General features: G+C 70.1%; 21 protein-coding genes. 9 read left to right on the top strand and 12 right to left on the bottom strand.

Annotation, left to right across the window (positions count from 1 at the left end):
* Positions 1–5 precede the first annotated feature (5 nt).
* Positions 6–593 carry a TlpA family protein disulfide reductase gene (locus ACQHII_RS25300; protein WP_427921448.1) on the top strand — a complete coding sequence of 196 codons (588 nt, stop codon included), beginning with the start codon at positions 6–8 and terminating at the stop codon, positions 591–593.
* A 92-nt stretch (positions 594–685) separates the two neighbouring features.
* On the opposite strand, the gene ACQHII_RS25305 is transcribed toward ACQHII_RS25300, so the two are convergent.
* A protein-coding gene (locus ACQHII_RS25305; protein ID WP_427925200.1) for an IS5 family transposase occupies positions 686–1,545 on the bottom strand; the annotation gives its coding sequence in 2 pieces (ribosomal slippage) (positions 686–1,200 and positions 1,200–1,545; 861 coding nt in all).
* 22 nt (positions 1,546–1,567) lie between these two features.
* Positions 1,568–2,041, bottom strand: coding sequence for a carboxymuconolactone decarboxylase family protein (locus ACQHII_RS25310; protein ID WP_427921449.1), 474 nt, complete (start codon positions 2,039–2,041; stop codon positions 1,568–1,570).
* A gap of 285 nt (positions 2,042–2,326) precedes the next feature.
* On the opposite strand from ACQHII_RS25310, the gene ACQHII_RS25315 reads away from it, so the two are divergent.
* Positions 2,327–2,854 (top strand): DUF1062 domain-containing protein, encoded by a 528-nt coding sequence (locus ACQHII_RS25315; protein WP_427925408.1) that lies wholly within the window; start codon positions 2,327–2,329, stop codon positions 2,852–2,854.
* 34 nt (positions 2,855–2,888) lie between these two features.
* On the opposite strand, the gene ACQHII_RS25320 is transcribed toward ACQHII_RS25315, so the two are convergent.
* Together ACQHII_RS25320 and ACQHII_RS25325 are read right to left on the bottom strand one after the other, a co-directional pair.
* Positions 2,889–3,089, bottom strand: coding sequence for a DUF397 domain-containing protein (locus tag ACQHII_RS25320; protein WP_427921450.1), 201 nt, complete (start codon positions 3,087–3,089; stop codon positions 2,889–2,891).
* A gap of 9 nt (positions 3,090–3,098) precedes the next feature.
* A complete protein-coding gene (locus tag ACQHII_RS25325; protein ID WP_427921451.1) occupies positions 3,099–3,950 on the bottom strand; it encodes a helix-turn-helix domain-containing protein in 852 nt (283 codons plus the stop codon).
* A gap of 227 nt (positions 3,951–4,177) precedes the next feature.
* Between ACQHII_RS25325 and ACQHII_RS25330 the strand changes: the two genes are divergently transcribed.
* The 5 genes from ACQHII_RS25330 (at position 4,178) to ACQHII_RS25350 (ending at position 8,312) form a co-directional block, all read left to right on the top strand.
* Positions 4,178–4,597: an ATP-binding protein gene (locus ACQHII_RS25330; RefSeq protein ID WP_427921452.1), complete on the top strand. Its 420-nt coding sequence runs from the start codon at positions 4,178–4,180 to the stop codon at positions 4,595–4,597.
* Between the two features lie 80 nt (positions 4,598–4,677).
* Positions 4,678–5,568, top strand: a complete 891-nt coding sequence (locus ACQHII_RS25335; RefSeq protein WP_427921453.1) for a hypothetical protein — start codon at positions 4,678–4,680, stop codon at positions 5,566–5,568.
* A gap of 78 nt (positions 5,569–5,646) precedes the next feature.
* Positions 5,647–6,345 carry a DUF6445 family protein gene (locus ACQHII_RS25340; RefSeq protein ID WP_427921454.1) on the top strand — a complete coding sequence of 233 codons (699 nt, stop codon included), beginning with the start codon at positions 5,647–5,649 and terminating at the stop codon, positions 6,343–6,345.
* A gap of 89 nt (positions 6,346–6,434) precedes the next feature.
* A complete protein-coding gene (locus ACQHII_RS25345) occupies positions 6,435–7,712 on the top strand; it encodes a hypothetical protein (protein ID WP_427921455.1) in 1,278 nt (425 codons plus the stop codon).
* A 72-nt stretch (positions 7,713–7,784) separates the two neighbouring features.
* Positions 7,785–8,312: a DUF7144 family membrane protein gene (locus ACQHII_RS25350; protein WP_427921456.1), complete on the top strand. Its 528-nt coding sequence runs from the start codon at positions 7,785–7,787 to the stop codon at positions 8,310–8,312.
* A 34-nt stretch (positions 8,313–8,346) separates the two neighbouring features.
* On the opposite strand, the gene ACQHII_RS25355 is transcribed toward ACQHII_RS25350, so the two are convergent.
* Together ACQHII_RS25355 and ACQHII_RS25360 are read right to left on the bottom strand one after the other, a co-directional pair.
* A complete protein-coding gene (locus tag ACQHII_RS25355) occupies positions 8,347–8,721 on the bottom strand; it encodes a DUF6479 family protein (RefSeq protein WP_427921457.1) in 375 nt (124 codons plus the stop codon).
* Between the two features lie 10 nt (positions 8,722–8,731).
* Complete coding sequence (locus tag ACQHII_RS25360) at positions 8,732–10,267, bottom strand: FAD-dependent monooxygenase (protein WP_427921458.1); 1,536 nt, start codon at positions 10,265–10,267, stop codon at positions 8,732–8,734.
* A gap of 139 nt (positions 10,268–10,406) precedes the next feature.
* Here ACQHII_RS25360 and ACQHII_RS25365 point away from each other — a divergent pair, with 139 nt between their 5' ends.
* A complete protein-coding gene (locus tag ACQHII_RS25365) occupies positions 10,407–11,084 on the top strand; it encodes a TetR/AcrR family transcriptional regulator (RefSeq protein ID WP_427921459.1) in 678 nt (225 codons plus the stop codon).
* 69 nt (positions 11,085–11,153) lie between these two features.
* Entirely contained in the window at positions 11,154–12,320 is a 1,167-nt protein-coding gene (locus tag ACQHII_RS25370) for a histidine kinase (RefSeq protein ID WP_427921460.1), read from the top strand.
* Between the two features lie 18 nt (positions 12,321–12,338).
* Here the strand turns inward: ACQHII_RS25370 and ACQHII_RS25375 are convergent, their stop codons facing one another.
* From ACQHII_RS25375 to ACQHII_RS25400, 6 genes are all read right to left on the bottom strand, one after another.
* Positions 12,339–14,279 carry a YncE family protein gene (locus ACQHII_RS25375; RefSeq protein WP_427925409.1) on the bottom strand — a complete coding sequence of 647 codons (1,941 nt, stop codon included), beginning with the start codon at positions 14,277–14,279 and terminating at the stop codon, positions 12,339–12,341.
* 230 nt (positions 14,280–14,509) lie between these two features.
* On the bottom strand, positions 14,510–15,394 hold the full coding sequence (locus ACQHII_RS25380) for a calcium-binding protein (protein WP_427921461.1): 885 nt from the start codon (positions 15,392–15,394) through the stop codon (positions 14,510–14,512).
* 189 nt (positions 15,395–15,583) lie between these two features.
* Positions 15,584–16,687: an acyltransferase family protein gene (locus ACQHII_RS25385; protein ID WP_427921462.1), complete on the bottom strand. Its 1,104-nt coding sequence runs from the start codon at positions 16,685–16,687 to the stop codon at positions 15,584–15,586.
* Positions 16,688–16,767: 80 nt separating this feature from the next.
* Positions 16,768–17,610, bottom strand: a complete 843-nt coding sequence (locus tag ACQHII_RS25390; RefSeq protein ID WP_427921463.1) for a phosphate ABC transporter ATP-binding protein — start codon at positions 17,608–17,610, stop codon at positions 16,768–16,770.
* A 16-nt stretch (positions 17,611–17,626) separates the two neighbouring features.
* The gene (locus tag ACQHII_RS25395) at positions 17,627–18,553 is read right to left on the bottom strand and encodes a sortase (RefSeq protein ID WP_427921464.1); all 927 of its coding nucleotides are present in this window, start codon (positions 18,551–18,553) and stop codon (positions 17,627–17,629) included.
* 88 nt (positions 18,554–18,641) lie between these two features.
* A complete protein-coding gene (locus tag ACQHII_RS25400) occupies positions 18,642–20,636 on the bottom strand; it encodes an Ig-like domain repeat protein (protein ID WP_427921465.1) in 1,995 nt (664 codons plus the stop codon).
* Positions 20,637–20,673 lie beyond the last annotated feature (37 nt).

Below are 20,673 nucleotides of genomic sequence, written 5' to 3' on the forward strand. Positions count from 1 at the left end.
CCCGAGTGAAACGCATCCCCGCACGCGTCTACGTCCCCGTCCTCGCGGCCCTCGTCTGTGCCGGGGCACTCATCGGCGTGACCGAGGCCCGGGACGACCCGCACGGCACCCCGGGGCGCAGCTATGACGCGGACGGGACTCTGAAGATCGACGCCGCGCGGAGATCCGTTGCACCGGACATCGCCGGTACCGGCACCGACGGACGTACGGTCCGCCTCTCCGCGTACCGGGGGAAGACGGTCGTGGTGAACGTCTGGGCCTCCTGGTGCGGGCCCTGCCGTCAGGAGACGCCCATGCTGGTGCGCTACCAGGAGGAGACGAAGGGGCAGGGTGTCGTCGTCCTGGGGCTGAACGAGGACGACTCCGCCGGTGACGCACGCGCCTTCGCCCGTACCTACCACATGTCCTACGCCAGCCTCCTGGACCCCGACGGAAAACAGTTCCGCAAGCTGGCCAAGGGCCTGGTGAGCACCCAGGGTCTGCCCGTCACGCTCGTCATCGACCCGCGCGGCAGGGTCGCCGCGGCGACAGCCGGAGCGCTTTCCGAAGCCCGCCTGACGAGCGCGGTGACGGCGGCACGAACCGGTTCCTGACGGTGATCGAGCGCTTCCGGCAGCGCCGTCCGGCACCGAGCGGGTCGTCGGAGCCGGACGGGCGGTGCCTGCGCTAGGGCGTTTCTTGTGGATCAGCGTGCGGACCAGATGAAGATGCCCGCGATGTGCAGTGCGGCAAGGTAGACGGTGGCGGTCTTGTCGTATCGAGTGGCAAGGCCGCGCCACTGCTTGAGCTTGTTGATGCACCGCTCGACAGTGTTGCGCTGCCGGTAGGCGGTCTTGTCGAAGGCGGGTGGCCTGCCGCCGGACCGGCCCCGCCGCCTGCGCTTGGCGATCTGGTCGGCAGGCTGCGGGATGACGGCCCGGATGCCGCGGCGGCGCAGGTGGGTGCGGATGGCCCGGGAGGAATACGCCTTGTCCGCCAGGACTGTCTCCGGGGTGGTCCGGGGCCGTCCGACCGGCCGGGCCACCCTCAAGCGGGCCATGACCTCAGTGAATGCGGGTGCATCACCCGCCTGTCCCGGTGTGAGGCAGAAGGCCAGGGGGCGGCAACGTCCGTCGGCAACCAGATGGATCTTGGTGGTCAGTCCGCCGCGGGAGCGACCGAGGGCATGGTCGTGCGGCTCGCCGGCCGGGGCCCCTTTTGACGGGCCCCGGCGGCGTGCTGGTGGGCGCGGACGATGGTGGAATCGACGGCGACGACCCAGTCGAGGTCGCCTTCGGAGTCGGCCTGGGCCAGCAGCGCGGCGAAGACCTTCTCCCAGGTGCCGTCGGCCGCCCACTTCCGTAGCCGGTTGTGGACGCCCTTCCAGGAGCCGAACTCCTCGGGCAGGTCCATCCACGGGCAGCCGGTGCGGTACTTGAAGGCGATCGCGTCGATCACCTGCCGATGATCCCGCCACCGCCCACCCCGCCTCGGTGCCCGATCGGGTAACAGCGGCTCGATCCGGGCCCACTGGGCGTCAGTCAACGACACACCCAGACCAACGATCAGATGATCCGAAGGAAACGCCCTAAGCGAATTGGCCCGGCTGGTAGTCGCCGGCCGGCATCGTGAGCATGACGTTCATGCGGTTGAAGCTGTTGATGAGGGCGATCAGCGAGACGAGGGCCATGAGCTGCTCGTCGTCGTAGTGCTTCGCGGCGTTCCCCCACACCTCGTCGCTCACCCCGCCGGACGCGTCCGCGATGCGGGTGCCCTGCTCCGCGAGCTCCAGCGCGGCGCGTTCCGCGTCGGTGAACACGGTGGCCTCGCGCCACACCGCGACGAGGTTCAGCCGTACCGAGGTCTCGCCGGCGGCCGCGGCGTCCTTGGTGTGCATGTCGGTGCAGAACCCGCAGCCGTTGATCTGACTCGCCCGGATCTTCACCAGTTCCTGCGTGGCGGCGGGCAGCGGCGAGTCGGCGACGACCTTGCCCGCGGCGATGAAGTGCTTCAGGGCCTTGCCGGCGATGGGGCTGGTGAAGGCGTTGAGTCGAGCACCCATGGTGGGCTCCTCTGCGTTTCGTTGTTCCGTTGCCGTTGCTTCCACAGGACTGACGAAACGGGCCGCGCGAATGTGACAACGCGCGAAAAACAGGTGGAGCGCCGCCGCGGTCCGCCCCTACCGTGCTGCGGAACCGAGTCGTCTGGGCAAGGACGTGCCGTTGTACACCGTGTGAGACCCCCCGAGTGCTGAATCGTCGCGCGTCGCGCTGGTGCGCCGCGCTCCTTTTTGCTGCGGTCTTCTCACTGGAACCGGTGTACTCCTGTGCTCGAAACCTGGGTGGTCATGCCCACCTGCCTGCCCCTCGTCCGCCGCCGCTGCCACGCCTGCGGGGCCGGACACTTCCAAGCAAGCGGCAAGTTCCGCGTCAACGCCCACCACAAGCTGCTGGACGTCTGGCTCCTGATCCTCTGCACGGGGTGCGGGGACACGGCGAAACTGACGGTCATGGAACGGGCGAACGTGCGCTCCATACGACCGGAACTGTTGGCGCGGCTGCACGCCAACGACGTTGTTCTGGCCGGGGAGTTGCTCCAGGATCCCGCCCTGCAGCGCCGTAACCGCATCGCCCTCGACTGGTCCGGCGCGTGGCGCCTCGACACACGCGGATCGGACCACCTGAACCGCGAGGCGATCGACATCGCGGTCCACTTCACGGCCCGCATCCCGATCCGCCCGGTCCGACTGATCGCGGAGGGCTGCGCCTTGCCCCGGGCCGAGGTCGAACGCCTGATCACGGAGGGGCGGTTGGTCTCGACGGTCCGCCTGAACGACAGGGTCTCGGACAACTTCACGTTCACCCTGAAGCGCTGACGCTATTGCGCCCGTGGGGCCTGCCGGGCGGGTCCTACGGGCGTGGGGTGAGGGTGCCCGTGCGTATCGCTTGGAGCAGTTGGGCGAGGGGGGCGGGGGTGGTGGTGAGTGCGGTGGCGGGGGTGTCGGATTCGCGGAGGTGGATCGTGGTGGGGGTTGCGCCGAGTTCGACGCAGTCGTTGCCTTCACCGCCGCCCGAGAAGGATGACTTCTGCCACTGAGCGGGGGTGATCATGGCTCTACCTCACAGATCCTTGGCCAACTGGTGAATGAGGTCACGTGACTGCGCGGGGTCGAGCGACTCGTTCCTCACTTTACGGAAGAGCTTTCGAAAGTGCGCCAGTTGGGCATCGGAGTCGAGGAACGCGGTGCCGTGCGGAGCGTCGCGTACCACGGTGTCCAGGCGGGGTACCACCCCGCCCAGGTGCACCATCGCGCCACCGGCTCCCGCGAAGGCGTCCAGTTCGAACGGGATGACCCGCACGGTGATGTGTTCCGCCTCCGACAGCTCCAGGATCTGGGCCAGTTGAGCACGGAAGGCGACCCGGCCGGCCACCCTGATGCGGAGCGCGGCTTCGTGGATCACGGTCACGTACGGGATGGGGGCCGGGCCCTCGATGATGACCTTCCGCTTCATCCTGTGGGCGACCCGGTAGGCCAACTCGCCTTCCGGGAACTCTGGGTTCATGTAGGAGAAGAGGTCGCGTGCGTAGGCCTCGGTCTGAAACAGACCGGGCACGTGCGTGACCGCCACGTCATGACGGAACGTCGCGTGATGATCCAGCTCGGCGAGGTCGAAGTAGGCGGCGGGGAGTACACCCCGGTACTCCTCCCACCAGCCACGCGTCCGGTCCGTTGCCATGGCCACGAGGGCGTCGACCAAATCGCTTTCGGCGCAGGCGAAGTTGGCGGCGAGTCGGCGCACGGTCTCTTCGCTGACCCCGGCCACACCGGACTCGATCTGGCTCAGCCGTCCCGCGTCGGTTCCCAGTGCCGCCGCTGCTTCGCGTCCCGTCAGCCCGGCTGCCTCGCGCAGTTTCTGCAGTTCGGCACCTAGGCGCGCCTGGCGCGCGGTGGGTTGCCTTCTCCGCGGCATGGGCTCTTCCCTCGTTCCTCAACAGCCTTTGGGCACCGCCCCGTTCGTGGGCAGATTACGGCAACAGCTTGCGGTGGACCAATGTTGGACCCTACCGTCGGTGATGTGCCGCACACCCTGCGAAACACCGGGGTACCGGAAGCGCACCGCTCCGTCCTGCCACGACGGCTGCGGCACTGCCACCGTCCCCGAAGGCCAACTCCCCACGACACGCACGGAGTTCACGCATGCCCAAAACCGAAGGTCCTGCCCCCTGGGAGTACTCCCTCCACATCCCCAACGACCTCCTTTCCGTCACGGTCTGCCGTCGTACCCTCCGCCTCGTCCTGACGATGCACGGGCTGATCGGCCTGGTCGACACCGCCGAACTCCTGGCAACGGAGCTGGTGGGCAACGCCGTACGTCATACGGACGGTCCCGCCGCGCTGCGAGTGTCCTGGTCGCCGGACATCCTCCGGATCGGGGCTTGGGACGCGAACCCCGAACCTCCGCAACCCCCAGGTGAGTTGACCTCGATCACCGATCTGGAGGACGGGCGCGGACTCGCCCTCGTCAAGGCCTGCGCGAACCAATGGGGATGGCAGCCGCTGTCCAGGGACGGCCGCCGGGGCAAGTACGTCTGGTGCGAACTGGGCGGCGTGGCCTGAACGTTCCTTCCCCCCTCGAAAGAGTGAACGTACCCGAATCGGCCGGACAGCCGGGTCCTTGATCCACCTAGGTTGCGCACATGGTCACATCAGCTCACGAAGGCATGCACCGGATCTTCCAGGAGCGGCCCGAGATCCTCACGCCCGTCTTCGACGTACTGGGCGTCGCGTTACCTGAGAAGGCGGCGGTGTACGCGATCACCACCGACGCGACGGAGACGCGGCCGATGGCCCGTCACATCGATACGGCGCTGCGGATCTGTCCGTCCGACGGCGAGGACTTCCTGCTCGCCGTCGAGGCGCAGGAGCGGCGGGACGACAGGAAGGAGCAGAGCTGGGCGTACTACGTCGCGTATCTCCAGTCGAAGTACAAGCTGCCGGTGCTGCTGCTCGTGGTCTGTCGCGACCGGGCCACGGCCAAGTGGGCGGCCGGTCCGTTCGACTGCGGTACACGCGGCTGGACGGTCCAGCGCACGTGCCCCCTCGTCGTCGGGCCGGACAACCTCCCGATGATCACGGACGTGCGGAGCGCGGCGAAGAATCCCGCGATGGCCGCGTTCTCCGCCCTGACACACGCCAACAACCCCGAATGCGACGCCATACTGGACGCACTGGACCAGGCCCTCGGCGGCATGGACTCCGACGCCTCCGACTACATCTACCAATTTCTCGACGTCACTCTGGGGGACACCCCCGCCGGAGACAAATGGAGGAGCATCATGGGTTTCGTCAACTACTTCCCCGGCCGAGGGCACCTCATGGAGAGGGCCTACTTCGAAGGTGAGGCGGCTGGAGAGGCCAAGGGCGTCCTGCGCGTCCTGGAAGTCCGTGGGCTGGTCGTCTCCGACGACGTCCGGGAACGCGTCACCACCTGCACCGACCTCGACCGCCTCAACGACTGGCTCGACCGGGCCGGTACGGTCGACCGGGCGGAGGAGTTGTTCACCGAGGAGACGGACGGCCAGGAGTAGGCCAACGCCCTTCCGTTGACGGAATGTTGACCGGTGGATGGCACAGCGTTGGCGAACCCCCGCTATACGTTCGGCCCCATGCCACCACTCCCCCCACACCCCCAGCGGGCGGCCCGTCAGGTCCCGCTCCCCGTCCTCCCGTACCGCAAGCCCACCAAGGGCCGTGACTACTGGGTGCTGAACGACGTCCTTCCGGATGTCGACGCCGTACGGGAACGGTGTCTCGCGAAGGACGACTGGGTGAAGGGGTATCCGTACACCTCGGAGACCTGGCCCGGGCTGCGGACCATGCCGGGGTTGGAGCCCTCCGAGTTGGGGCGGATCGAGCGGCTGGTCAAACAGGCCACCGGGGCCAAGGAGTTGTGGGTGCAGAAGGCGCCCGGCGGCGGGACGCTCAACCACAACTGCATCCAGGTCGTGGGGGAGGGCGAGAGCGAACCCCGGCCTCACACCGACTCGCGGTCGCTGTGCCGGTACGCCGCCGTGCTGTATCTGAACCCGTCCGTGCCGAAGGACTGCGGGACCAGTTTCTACCGGCAGCATCTGCCCGGCGGCCGGCTCGGCGGCAACGTCGTGCAGGCTCCGCACAACAACCTCGTCGAGGCGTTGGGTACACGGTTCGTGGCGCCGGATGCGTTCGAGGAAGACGTGCGCGTGCCGCACAAGTACAACAGTCTCCTGCTCTACCACGCCAACCTCGTGCACAGCGCGACCGGTTACCACGGCAGCACCCTGGAGGAGAAGCGGATGACCGCCGTCTTCTTCTGGATGGCCTGACCCGACCGACGCCCGCTCCAGGGTGCCGGTGTCACCCGAACGGCGTGGCACTGCTCGCGGAACCGGGGCGTCGGGGATGCGCTGGCAGGGTGACGGAACTCGACCGGCTGCGGGCCCGGGTGGCTGCCCTGGAGGCGGAGCGGGCGCGTGGGCCCGGGCGCCGCGTGCGTTCGCTGGTTGCCGTGCTGCTCGTTGTCGTCGGGTGTGTGCTCGCTCCGCTCGGGGTCGTGGCCGCGTGGACGGCGGACACGGTGGGCGATACGGAGCGTTATGTGCGGACGGTGGCGCCTCTCGCCGATCATCCGGACATCCAGGACGCCGTAGCGGACCGGGTGACGGTGGCGGTCATGGGACATCTCGACCTCGCTACCCTGCTGTCCGGCGTCGCGCCCGCCCAACGCCCGCTGCTGGAGAAGGCGTTGGGGGCGCTCGGCGGCTCCCTGGAGGACGCGGTCCGCGCGTTCGTGCACGACAAGGCGCGGGCCGTCGCCGCCTCCGACGCCTTCGCCGGGATCTGGAGGGACGCGAACCGGCGTGTCCACAGCACTGTGGAAAAGGCCCTGACCGGCAGCGGCGGCGGTGCTGTACGGCTCGACGGCGGCGCGGTGACGCTCGACGTCGGTCCGGTCGTGGACCAGGTGAAACAGCGGCTGGTCGCCGACGGGATGACGGTCGCTGGGAAGATCCCGGAGATTCAGACGTCGATCACCCTCGTCCAGAACGACGACCTCGACTCGTATCGGAAGTACTTCCGGCTTCTTCAACTGGCGGGCGTCTGGCTGCCGTTGGTGGTCCTGGTCCTGGTCGCGGCCGGCGTGCTGCTGGCGGGGCGGCGGCGCAGGGCACTGGTCACGGGTGCGCTGGGGGTCGCCGTCGCGACCGGCCTGCTCGGCATCGCGCTGCGGATCGCCCGCGCCCTGTACCTCGACGCGCTCCCGGCCGGGGTGTCACAGCCCGCCGCCGCGGCCGTGTACGACGCGCTGACCCGGTTCCTGAGCACGACGGTGCGGATGGTCGTCGCGGTGGGGGTGGTGGTCGCGCTCGGTGCCTGGCTGACGGGGCCCAGCCGGCGGGCGGGTCTCGTACGGCGGCTGTGGACGTCCGGGATCGGGGCGGTGCGGGCCACCGCCGACGGGGCGGGACTGCGTACGGGGCCGGTGGGGCCGTTCGTGCGCCGGTACCGGACGTGGATCGGCCGGCTCCTGGTGGCCGCGGCCCTGCTGACCTACCTGCTGTGGTCGTATCCGACGGGGTGGGTCGTGGTGGGGCTGGCGCTCGCGCTGCTGTTCGCGCTGGCGGTGGTGGAGTTCCTCGCGGCGGACGAAGACCCGGCGGACGAGCATCCGGGACTCACCCGGACGGCGTAACCCCCCTGGTGGACGGCGGGCCTCGGCCGGATGGTCGAAGCACCACACACCACAGAGAGGTGGGGCATCGCCATGACGCAGCAGCCGCACTCGACCCAGCAGCCGCATTCGACGTCCACCGGCGGTGAGGAGAAACCCCCGGTCTGGAACGACGCCGGCCAGCACACCGGTCAGGCCCCCGGCAGCCGTGGCTACGGCCCGCCCCCGTCCGGCGGCGGGCTCGCGGTCGGCGGTGCCGTCTTCGCCGGTGTCCTGATGCTGATGAACGGCGTCATCGCCATCCTCCAGGGCATCTCCGCGCTCGCCAAGGACGACGTCTACACCCGCGTCGGCGACTACGTGTACAGCATCAACCTCACCGGCTGGGGCGTGATCCTCCTCTGCCTGGGCGCCGTGGGCGCGGTCACCGGCTGGGGCATCCTCAGGGGCATGGCCTGGGCCCGCGTCTGCGGCATCGTCCTCGCGAGCCTCAGCGCGATCCTCCAGTTCATGTTCCTGCCATACGCCCCGATCTGGTCGGTCATCATGATCGCGGTCGACGTGTTCGTCATCTGGGCACTGGCGGTCTACGACCCGAAGACCTCCGGGGCGCGTCAGTAGGGACGGCGAACGGCCGAACCGGCGAGTGGGCGGGTCAGACGTGTCCGATGCCGCCCCCGCCGAAGGAACCGCTCCTTCCCGGCAGCCAGCGCTGCCGGCTCTGGTCCTTTCCCGTCCGGCTTCCGGAGTGATGGAGCTGGTACGGCATCAGCCGTTCCTTCTCCTCCGAGGCGACGGGCATCTCGTCGGGTTCCCGCATCTCGCGCATCTCATGGACGGCGCCGGTGTCGGGGAGGTGCGGCTGCTCCTCGGGGAGCGGCCGCGGAAGTTCCTGGTCACGGACCTTCATACCGAAATGTATGGCCCAGACCAGCGCGCCTGCGATCAGCAGGCCACCCAGAAAGGCTGCGCCCACGTCGAGCGTGTTGTGCGACGACGCGGCCAGCAGTTCGTACGCTGCCGTGCTCATACTCCGAGTATCACTCTTTGGGAGTGATTGTGGCCATCCGCGTGAGATAAGCGGTGACCTCGGCGGGGTCCCGGGTGAACAGCGCCACGTGGTTGTCGGGGCGGATCAGCACGAGGGCCGGGCCGGTGATCCCGTACGCCCGCCGGGCGTGCCCCTCGTGATCGCGCAGGTCCTCGTCCACCGTGAACCCCTGCATCAGGCCGTCGTGCTCGGCCGCCAACTTGCCTACGGTGTCCGCGAGTTCGGCGCCGAAGCCGAGCAGCGTGAACCGCGGGTCGGCGTACACCTGGAAGAGCCGGACCGGGTGGCCCGAGGTGTCGAGGCAGGGGGCGTCGGGCGCGCGGTCGCCGGGGCGCAGGGCGGCGGGATCCCCAGCAGCTGCGACAGAGCCGTCGGCCGGACCCGCGAGGGAGCTCCACGGGTAGCCGGTGCCCATCGGCGGCGGAGCGGCGACCTCGATACCCGTGCCGGGTTCCTTGACCCTTTCGAGCACCTGGGCGTACAGGTCGCTGGTGACCCCCAGCGTCCAGGCGGCCACCGGAAGACGCTCCTCCTCGTACGTGTCCAGGAGCCCGGCGTCGGCCTGCCCGGTGGCCGCGAGGGCCAGCTTCCAGCCCAGGTTGTAGGCGTCCTGGATACCGGTGTTCATACCAAGCCCGCCCGCGATCGGATGGACATGGGCCGCGTCCCCGGCGAGCAGGACCCGGCCGACCCGCATCCGGTCGACCATGCGGACATTGACCCGCCAGACGGAGAGCCAGGTCGGGTTTCTCAGCGTGACGCCGGGCACGCGCGCGTACCGGTCGAAGATCCGCTGGAAGCTCTCCAGCGACGGCGGCAACGGCTCGCCGTCCGCGTCGAGTTCGGGACTCGCCTGGAGCTGGAAGGAGTCCGTGCCGGGCATGGGGCACAGCGCCACCCCGCCGCCGTCCGACGTGAACCACTGGTGCCACACGTCCCGGCCGATCCCCTCGGCCTCCACGTCCCCGACGACCATCGACTGCGTCTCGTCGGTCGTACCGTCGAAGCGCACCCCCAGCACCTTGCGCACCCGGCTGCGCCCGCCGTCACAGCCCACCAGGTAACCGGCCCTGACGCGCTCCCCGTCGGCGAGGACGGCCGTGACCCCGTCCGCGTCCTGCTCGAACTCGACGACCTCCGTGCCGAGTCGGACTCCGACCCCGAACTCCGCGAGCCGCTCGCGCAGGATCTGCTCCACCTTCCACTGCCCTATGAGCACCCCCCGCTCGTACGGCGCGTCCGGCGTGGGGAGCGCGTCCGCGAACGGGTCGGTGTCGTTCACATGCCTGCCGTCGAAGTACTTGCGGAAGGGGAGCCGTGTCGTCCCGGTGGCGAGCACGCGCTCGGTGCCGCCCACGTCCTCCAGGACCTCCAGGGTGCGCGGCTGGAGGCCCTTGCCCCGGGACTCCCGGTGCGGGGCCGGCGCCGCGTCCACGATCCGCACCCCCACACCGCGCCGGGCCAGCTCGATGGCGAGCGTGAGGCCGGTCGGCCCGGCGCCCGCGATCAGTACGTCGTCGCTCATCGCGATCCCTCTCGTCGTCGTTGCCTCAAGGGAACACCGAACGGCAAGAAAATGCAACCGGGTCTCAGAAGATTCTCGACTTCACTCCATCTCGGGTCTCATTTGATTCTCGGTCTCATCGTCTGGTAATGTGGCCCGCATGGACGAACTCCCCGGCCTCCGCGAGCGCAAGAAGGAACGCACCCGGAACCTCATCGCACAGGAAGCCCTGCGTCTCTTCCGCGAGAAGGGGTTCGACGAGGTGTCGGTCGTCGAGGTCGCGGCGGCGGCCGAGGTCTCCAAGGCCACGCTGTTCCGGTACTTCCCGGCGAAGGAGGACCTGGTCCTGCACCGCTTCGCCGACCACCTCGGCGAAGCGGCCCGCGTCGTACGCGGACGCCCGCCGGCCCTGTCCCCCACGGCCGCCCTGCGCGCCCACTTCCTGGACCGCCTCGCCGCCCGCGACCCGATCACCGGCCTGAACGACCACCCAGACGTGCTCAGCTTCATGGACCTGCTCTACGGCACCCCGAGCCTCCAGACCGGCCTGGCGCAGCGCTACCGCAGCCAGGAGATCGACGCGCTCGCCGAAGCCCTCCCCGACGTCCCCGACTCCACCCCGCTCACCAGACGCCTCGCCGCCACACACCTGATCGTCGTCCAGCAGGAACTCAGCACGGCGAACTGGCGCACGATGGCCGCGGGCCGCACCGCCGACGAGGCCTACGCCGACGCCGTCGCCGAGGCGGAGCGCGCGTACGGCCAGCTCATGACCGGCCTGGACACGGTGTACCCGGCCGGGACACCGGCCGGGGCGGCGGGGCACCCGATGGTGTAGTCGGCTACACCATGCATCCGGCACCCTGCTCTCCCGCGCCGCCCGGAATCCGGTGCCAGCCTGGTGAGCATGGGTATGACAGTGCGGCAGGCGACGCGGGCGACGGTTCAACTGGCCAGAGGTGTGGCCATGACGTTCGGGACGTATCTCTTCGTCACCGCACTGCTGATCGCGACCATGGGGACGCTGTTCGTGGTCGGTGCCTGGATGCTGCCCGAGGCGGTGCTGCTGGTGCGCCGGATCGCGGGCGCCAGGCGGCGGCAGGTCGCCGGGTGGAGCGGGCGGGAGATCGCGGAGGCGTACGTGCCGCTGGACGGACGGCCGTTGCGGGAGCGGTTCGTCGCGGCGGTCCGCGATCCCGGCACGTTCCGGGACCTGCGGTGGATGTTCGCCCAGTACGCGTACGGGCTGCTCGGACTGCTCGCCGTCCCGCTGTGGATCGTGGCGCTGCCCGTCGACGGCGTGTGGTGCGGGCTGCTGCGGCGCCGGGCGCTCGTCCTGCCGCTGCTCGGGCGGCTCGCGGACCTCGACGCGCGCTGGTCGGCCGCCCTGCTGAAGCCGTCGCCGAAGGCGCTGCTCACCGAGCGGGTCGAGGAACTCGCCGAGACCCGGGCCGGGGTGATCGCCGCGCACGAGGCCGAACTCCGGCGCATCGAGCGGGACCTGCACGACGGGACGCAGGCCCGGCTGGTGGCGCTGTCGATGCGGATCGGACTGGCCAAGCGGGCCTACGACCGGGACGGCGGCGGTGATCCGGAGGCCGCCCGGCGGCTGCTCGCGCAGGCGCAGGACCAGGCGGAGGAGGCGCTGACGGAGCTGCGTCACGTGGTGCGCGGCATCCACCCGCCGATCCTCACCGACCGCGGGCTCGCCGGTGCCGTACAGGCGCTCGCCGCTGGCAGCGGGCTCCAAGTGGCCCTGGATGTGGAGGAGTTGGCGACCGGTCCGCGGGCCCCGGCCGCGGTCGAGGCCGCCGCGTACTTCCTGGTCGCCGAGGCGCTCACCAACGCGGCCAAGCACAGCGGCTCGGACCGCGCCGAGGTCCGGCTCGCCCGGGTGCCCCACGGGCTGACGGTGTGCGTACGGGACGAGGGAAAGGGCGGCGCCGAGGAGGCCGCCGGCACCGGACTGCTCGGTCTGCGCCGCCGTATCGCCGCCCTCGACGGGACCGCAGACGTGAGCAGCCCCGCCGGAGGACCCACGGTCGTCGCGGCGGAGCTGCCCTACACCTGGTGAACAGGCGTCAAAGAACCACTAGTTGGAGAAGTAGATGTACTTCCAGCCGCTGTACGTCGTCGAGTTGACGCTGTCACCGGAGGAACCGTTGATGTACGCGGCCCGGATGCGGGCCTTGATGCCGGACTCGCCGGGGGCGCCGAGGTTCACCGCGACCTTGCCGTTCGTGCCGAGGCCGAAGTACTCGGAGTCGGAGTCGTACCAGCGGCCCTGGTAGTAGACCTGAAGGTCGAGCCGCTCCTCGCGGTTGGGGTAGTACGTCATCGTCGTGGTGACGATCGGCGCCGAGTTCTTGTGGAACCAGTAGTACGACGTCGAGCCGATCTTCGCCGTCTTGTAGTGCTTGCTGATCGCCGTGGAGATCTTGACCTTGGCGTACGCGTTGACCTTCACCGTCTTCGACGCGTAGCGGGCGTCACCGGCGAAGACCGCGGAGACGGCGGTGTCGCGGGTCATGTCCACGGTCACCGTGAGGTTGCCGCTGGAGTTGACCTTGCCGGTCTTGACGAGCTTCTTCGGCTTGTCGCCGCCGAAGGGGTCCGCGTAGATCGAGACCGTGCGGTTCTTGTAGGTCTTGCCGAGGTGCGCGGTGAACTTCACGTCGGCGCCGTACGAGTACAGCTTGCCGTTGTTGTTCAGGCTCAGGCCGGTGGCCGCGCGGGACACGGAGACCTTGTCGGAGGCGCTGACCGCCGCGTGCCCGGTGTCGCCCGCGTAGGCCACCTTGTAGGTGACCGTGCCGCCGGCCGGCGGGGTGTCGGCGAAGGAGTACGTGCCGTTCGACTGGACCGTGACGGTGGGCAGCGCCTTGCCCTTCGGGGACTCCAGGTCGGTGCGCGTGACCTGGAGCTTCACCCCGGCGGGCAGGGCGACCGTCGCCGAGAGCTTGCCGGTGACGGTGAGCTTCTTGGCGCGGGCCGCGGAGGAGGGGGCGTTGACCGTGAGGGTCGGGACGTTCTTCTCGGGGTCGGTCAGCGCCTTGAGGGTGTAGCCGCCGCTGGACTTCGCGACCAGCGCGAAGATCCGTGAGTCGTCCGGGGCCCAGGTGAGGTCGGCCGTGCCGTAGACGCCGTTGCTGTACGTGCGGATCGCCTTCGTGGCGTTCGGCCGGTACGTGGTGATCGTGCCGCCGCTGACCGACGCGACCGTGCCGTCGGCGGCGATGTCGGCCTGCTGGCCGTTCGGGTAGGTGCCCGCCTGGGCGAACCTGCCGTCCGCGTAGGCGTCCCGCACCGAGCCGTTGACCAGCACCTCGTCGGCACCGGGCACCAGGTCGATGTCGTAGATGCCGCTGTTGAGCGTGTAGTCGCCGCCGTAGTAGGCGACCTTCTGCGGGGTGGCCCCCGAGACGTCCAGGACGGCCATCGAGTCGGTGGAGATGCCGGTCTCGCCGATGGCGAGGAGGCCGGGCCGGGACGCGGCGGTGTCGAGGAAGCCCGGGTCCCAGATCGTGACGCCCTCCGGCAGCTGCGCCAGTGTCACGGGGTCGGTGCCGCTCGCCGGGTCGGTGGCCGGGTCGAACGAGCCGAGGTTGCCGGACCACTGGTCGCCGTAGGTGAACCAGACCTTGCCGGCGGAGAAGGCGAGGTAGCGCGGGCCCTTGCCGGTGGCGACCGGGTAGCGGGCCTTGACGTCGAGGGTGGCCGCGTCGATCGCCACGATCTCGTGCGTCTCCTGCGCCGCCGCGTAGACGGTGGCCCCGTCGTCGGAGAGGGCCAGGTCGGAGACCCCCTTGATGCCGCCGACCGAGGCGAGGACGTTGCCCGAGTAGTCGGTGGCCGCGACCGTACCGGCCGCACCGTCGCCCACGAACACCCGCTTGAGGGCGCCGTCCGCGACCAGGCCGCCGGGCGAGGTGACGGCGGCGGTGGCCGCCGAGGCCGTACCCGTCGCTACGACGCTGAGCGCCGCCGAGCCGAAAAGAACCGCGAGCGCTGTCGCGGTGGAGATGCTGCGCATCCGCACGTGCTGTTCCCCCCACAAGGAAAACCGGTCAGGAGACCGGGAGTTGAGAGCGCCGCGCAGCACCCGGACGTGACCGCGGATGAGAGACGCGGTGACGCGCGGGGCGCGGCTGCTATGCGCAGCGTATGGCATGCCTGTGACAGGTGGGAAAGGGGTTATCCCGGCACGGGCCCGCCGGGAGGGTGCGGTACCTCCCGGCAGGCTCCCGAGGGCTCGGTCGCGCGTCAGTTCTGGTGCACGGAGTTGCGGCCCGGTCCGCCCGACAGGACGTCCGTGCCGGTGCCGCCCCACAGGGTGTCGTTGCCGGAGTTGCCGTAGATGGTGTCGGCGCCGGCGTTGCCGTAGAGGACGTCGTTGCCCGTGCCGCCGTAGATGTAGTCGTTGCCGGCGCCGCCGCTGATCCGGTCGTTGCCGGCGCCGCCGGTCAGGCTCTGGCCGCCCGCGCCGCCGGTGATGACGTCGTTGCCCGCGCCGCCGTCGACCGCGCTGCCGGTGGTGGTGATCGTGTCGTTGCCGTTGCCGCCCTGGGCGATGGTCATCGCGCCGGCGTGGATGGTGTCGTTGCCGTTCTCGCCCCAGCCCACCGAGTACTTGCCGAGGGTGAGGGTGTCGTTGCCGGTGCCGCCCGAGACGTAGTTGCCGTCGACGCTGCCGTCCTCGGTGTACGTGTCGTTGCCGGCGCCCAGGTCGGCGGAGGCGAAGTAGTACGTCTGGGACGTCCTGTTGTGGTACGTCAGGCTGTCGTTGCCGTCGCCGAGCGTCAACTGGACGGTGGGGTAGGGGTCCTGGCTGTCCAGCATGGTGACCGTGCAGGAGACCTTGGTGTGGTCCGAGGCGGTGGGGTACGCGCAGCCGGTGCCGGGCTTGATGGTGACGACGTCGTCGATGACGTACGTGATCCTGTCGGTGCCGGTCGTGTGCGTCGCGGTGACGACCGCCTTGTTGGCCTGTCCGGCGGCGGCCGTGTACAGGACCTCGTTGCCGCCGTTGCCGAGCGCGGCGGTGGCCGGAGCGGTGGCCGCGCTCGCGGTCTGGGCGAGGAGCAGCGGAGCGGCCAGGGCCGTGCCGAGGGCCAGGGTCGCGAGGCGACTGACAGAACGGGTGGACATCGCACAACCTCCGTGAAACGTAAGGGGAGTTGGCGGATTCCGAGGAATTCGAATTCCGACACCGCGTACGACCCTCCCTTCCGGGGCTTGGTTGTGCCCCTTTTCGCACGAGAGGTGCCCCGGCGCGAAACGTCAGCCGCGATTCAGCGCGAATTCATGAACTGGCCCGCCGATCGAGGACAACCCTCGCTATGAGGCACGGGCCAGTTCCGTCGCGTCACGGCGGAACGCCCACCGCATCTCCGGTTCCATCGCGAAACGGAAGGCCCGGCGGACGGGCGGTGCGCACAGCGCGGTCACCACGGCGGCGGCGACCACCGTCACCGTGAGTTCGCCGAGTGGGCCCTGGACCCACGAAGGGCCGTACCAGCCCCAGGACTTGGCGCCCTGCGCGACAAAGCCGTGCAGGAGATAGCCGTAGAGCGTGCCCGCGCCCAGGGCGGTGAACCAGGTACGGCGGCGCGGTACCCAGGCCAGGAAGCAGGCGACCAGGAGGGTGGAGACGGCGAACAGGGCCAGTGTCATCAGCGGGCCTTCCCAGTCGGGCACGCCGAGTTGCTCCGCGCTCGCGTTGTGGAAGAGCCAGGAGTAGTCGAAGCGCGGCACCGACCAGTAGGCCAGTGCGAGCGCGCACCCGACCACCGGGACCGCCGACTGCCGTACCTCGGGCCGCCGTACGAGCTGGAAGTGTTCGGGCTTCAGGGAGAGGCCGAGCACGAAGTACGGGAGGAACTGCAACACCCGTTGCAGATCGAGGTCGTTGCCGATGGACGGGGAGAGCGTCGCCAGCATCGCGATCGCCAGGGCGAGGGGCAGCGGGTGGCGGACGTGGTTCCAGACCGGGGTGGTGAGGCGCCAGACGAACAGGGCCGCCAGGAACCACGTCAGATACAGCGGGTCCAACAGGCTGATCGCGCGGTCGGGTTGGTGGTCCGTCCAGCGGGTGAAGAGGGTGTACGCCGTCTCGAAGACGACGTACGGCACGACGATTCCCGTGAGCAGCCGCCGGATCTGGAGCGGGGTGGCGCGGAAACTCCGGGAGAAATAGCCGGAGATGACGATGAACGCCGGCATGTGGACGGCGTACACGAGCGTGTAGAGCGCGGTGACGCTGCGGCTGCCGGAGCGCAGCGGCTCCCAGGAATGGCCGATCGCCACCAGGACGATCGCGAGGTATTTGGCGTTGTCGAAGAAGGGGTCGCGCTGCTTCCCGGGGGCGGGCTCCGGCGCGCCGGCGGTGGCGGCGGACGGTCGTACGGGGGTCTCGGCGGAGGCGGTGGGAGAAGCACGCATTCCGCTCGCCTCACCGCCTTCCGGCGATCCAAACCCCGTCTTTCATGTGACGCGTGTGACATACGGCGCATGTGTGACGCTCAGCCGAAGCGGCCCGCCACATAGTCCGCCGTCCGGGAGTCCTTCGGGGAGCCGAAGACGTCGTCGGTCGCGCCGGCCTCCACGATCCCGCCGGGGGTGCCCTGTTCGGCGAGGAAGAACGCGCACTGCTGGGAGACGCGGGCGGCCTGCTGCATGTTGTGGGTGACGATCACCACGGTGACCTGCCCGGCCAGTTCGTGGATGGTCTCCTCGACCCGGCGGGTGGAGGTCGGGTCGAGCGCCGAGCACGGCTCGTCCATGAGGAGGACCCGGGGGCGTACGGCGAGCGCGCGGGCGATGCACAGCCGCTGCTGCTGGCCGCCGGACAGCGCGCCGCCGGGCTGGCGGAGCCGGTCGCGGACCTCTTTCCACAGCCCGGCCCGGGTCAGCGACTCCTCCACCAGCTCGTCCTTCTCACGGCGGCCCACCCGCGTGCCCGTCAGGCGCAGACCGGCCACCACGTTGTCGTAGATCGACATCGCGGGGAACGGGTTCGGCTTCTGGAAGACCATGCCGATACGGCGGCGGGCGTCCGTCAGCCGCCACGAGGCGTCGTAGATGTCCTCGCCCTCGAAGAGCACCTCGCCGCCGAAGGCCGCCGACGGGATCAGCTCGTGCATCCGGTTGAGGGTGCGCAGGAACGTCGACTTGCCGCAGCCGGACGGCCCGATGAGCGCGCTGACCTGGCCCGCGGGCATGGTCAGCGACACCTGCCCGAGCACCTGGTGGGTGCCGAACCAGGCCGAGACGGCGCGGGCTTCGAGGGTCGCGGGGGCGGCCGTCGGGTCGACGACGGGGAGGACGGCGGTGTCGGTCTCGGTCTCGGTCTCTGTCACGGTCATGTCGGGTTCCCTCGGTTCACAGCAGGTTCGGCAGCAGTTCGGTGGTGCGCGTGGCGACCTGGAGCCCCAGGACCGCGACGAGCGGGGCGAAGACGATCCACGTCTGGTGACGGCCCCAGCGGTGCCAGGCCCATACGGCCCCTACGGCGGCCAGCAGCAGCGCCTGGAGCCACATCACCAGGGGCCACGGCACGCCGTCGGGACGGGCGAGGGGTTCTTCGGAGTCCGGCAGGGTGCCGGAGCGGATCACCGCGGCCGGGGTCTGGAAGGCGGTCGAGACCAGGTCGGCGTCGACGCGCAGGACGCCGGCCGGCATGAAGTGCGGGCCGGTCGCGGTGACCAGGACGAGACGCCCCTGGCCGGCGGCGAGGGGCGCGGGCGCCGGGTCGCCGGCCCGGCGGACGCCGGTGACCCGGTACCTCGCCGTGCCCTGGCCGGTGGTCACGGTGAACGTGACCCCCTCGCGGAGCTCGGCCAGCCGCCCGAACGGGCCGCCGTAGGCCGCCGCCCGGCCCATCAGCACGCTGGTGCCGGACTGTCCGGGGAACGGGGTGTCACGGCGGTGGCCGGGACCGTCGGTCAGGACGGTGGAGTCGGTGCCCTCCAGGACGACCTGGCTCAGGCCCAGGGACGGGATACGGATCAGGGCGACCGGGGTGCCGGGCGCGAGGAGCTTGCCCTGCTGGTCGGTCTGGGACACCGGGGCGGTGCCCAGTGCGAGTTGGCCGCGCAGTTCGTCGAACGCGGCGTGCTGCGCGGAGTGTTCCTGGGCGCCGCTGAACACGAGCAGCTGCGCGGTGATGCCGAGCAGGAGGGCGGCGAGGCTGAGCAGCCCGCCGCGGGAGAGGTGGCGGACGGCGGTGACGCTCCGCACGCCGCGGACGCTCCGCACGAGGGCGTACGGCGCGGCCGGAGCGGGCCTGACGGGGGTGGCGACGGTCACGGCGGCCGGCCTCCTTTGCTGTCGTCGTCGTAGGGGCCGCCGGGGAGACGGTGAGGTCTCCCCGGCCGCACGGTCAATTGGTCGTGGATCAGGTGGACTTGATGGTGAAGTTGGCGCCGGACTTGGTGTTCACCGTCGTCGAGCCCGCGTAGTAGGCGTGCAGGGTGTGCGTGCCCCGGCTCAGCCTCGGCAGGGTGAGGGTGACCTTGCCGCCGCTCAGCGTGCCGGTCGCGATGATCCGGCTGCCCTCGTAGACGCGGACGGTGCCGGTGGGCGTGGTGCCGGTCGCGGTGACCTTGACGGTGACCTTCGCGCGGGCGGTGTGGGAGATCGAGGCGGGCGCCGTCTTGGAGACCGCCGCCGTCGCCTTGACGATCTTCAGGGAGACGGTCGCCGAGGACGCGTTGAGCTTGGTGGCGCCGGCGTAGGAGACGGTCAGGCTGTGCGTGGCGACCTTGAGGTGGTTCGACACGTTGACGGTGACCTTGCCGGAGCTGTTCAGCGTGCCGGTGCCGACGACCGTCGAGCCGTCCTTCACGGTGACCTTGCCGCTGGGGACGACACCGTGCGTGCCGGTCACGGTGACCGCGACCTTGGGGGTCGTGCCGTACGCGGTGGTGGCGGTGGTCGCCTTGGTGGTGCTCGCGTACTTGACGGCGCCGGTCCAACTGGCCGCGGTACCGGTGCCGTTGACGTTGTTGGCGGTGACCGTCGCGGTGTAGGTGCCGGTGGCGAGACCGGTGAAGGAGTACGACGTGGTGGAGGCCGCGACGTCCTTCGTGGCGACGAGGGCGCCGTCCGCGCCGGTCAGCGTGATCCGGTAGTCGGTGACCGGCATGGCCGGGACGACGCTGTTCGGGGTCCAGCTGAGCGTCAGGCTCGCGTCGCCGAGCGTGGACTTCAGGGTGGGCGCGTTCGGCACCGAGTGGTCGAAGGAGCTGGACTCCTCCAGGCCGCCGAGCTTGGCGTGCTTGGCGACCGAGATGGAGCCGTTGTAGGACTCGTTGACGAAGCCGAACTTGGCGATGACCGACTCGGCGGCGTCCGACGCCAGCTGCGCGGTGTGGCTGCCGCTGGTGACGAAGACGTCGTACAGGTCCTTGTCGTAGAAGATGCTGGTCGGGTCGATCGCCCGGCTCGGCACGACGTTGTAGACGTCACGGCCGAACGTCGCGTTCTCGTAGTAGGCGTTGACCGGGGCCAGCTTGCCGTTCACCGTGGTGACCGGGCTGGTGGCACCGTCGTCGCCGGGCAGCTGCACGGAGGCCAGGTGACCGCCGGCGGCCGCAGCCGTCTTGCTGTAGTCGGGGGAGATGCCGTTGTTCTGGGCGATCCAGGAACCGACGGAGAACGGGACGAGCGCGCCGTCCTCGGTGAGGGCCGCGTCGGCCTGGTTCTCCTGGACGACGGTGACGCTCGCGGCGACGTCGAGGTCGGCCACGCCGATCGCGTTCAGGAAGAACTTGCGGGTGCCGGAGCCGGACTGCGGGATCTTCGGGTGCACGGTCTGGCCGTTCACCACGGTCAGCGCACCGATGTAGATGTCGTGCAGCTGCTTCACGGTCAGGGTGTCCAGGGCCGAGCCCTTGACCGCGACACCGACCGCGTCACGCGCCATCGGGATGTACGTGAGCGCGGTGCCGGAGCTGGACGGACCGCCCGAGGAGCGGGCGAAGTCGACCTGGCCCTTGACCGAGGCACCGGTGGAGTCCAGGTCGCCGGTCAGTGACTCGCTCAGGGCGGTGCGGCCGGCGCCGGAGCCGTTGGGGCGCAGGAAGGTCGTACCGCCGGTGCGGGTGGTGATCTTCGTGCCGGTGGCGCCGGTGCCCGGCTCGATCGCGTCGTAGGACGCGATGCCCGCGCCGTTCGCCGATTTCACGGCGGAAGCGGAGTAGCTGGTGCCGTTGACGGTGTCACCGGCCAGGGCGTTGGTGACGTCCTGGGTGGTGTCCGACCCCACGCCGACGAGCTGGCGGAAGGTCCCGGCGGGGGTGGGGTCGGCGGACGCCGGGCTCGCCAGAGCCAGCGTGCCGGACACCACGGCGGCGGCGACCATGGCCGCCGAGAGGCGCATTCTGCGCATTGCGGTTCTCCAGAAGGTGTGCGAGGTGACGTCGGGT

Source organism: Streptomyces sp. cg40 (assembly GCF_050320165.1).
Classification (GTDB): Bacteria; Actinomycetota; Actinomycetes; order Streptomycetales; family Streptomycetaceae; genus Streptomyces; species Streptomyces hokutonensis.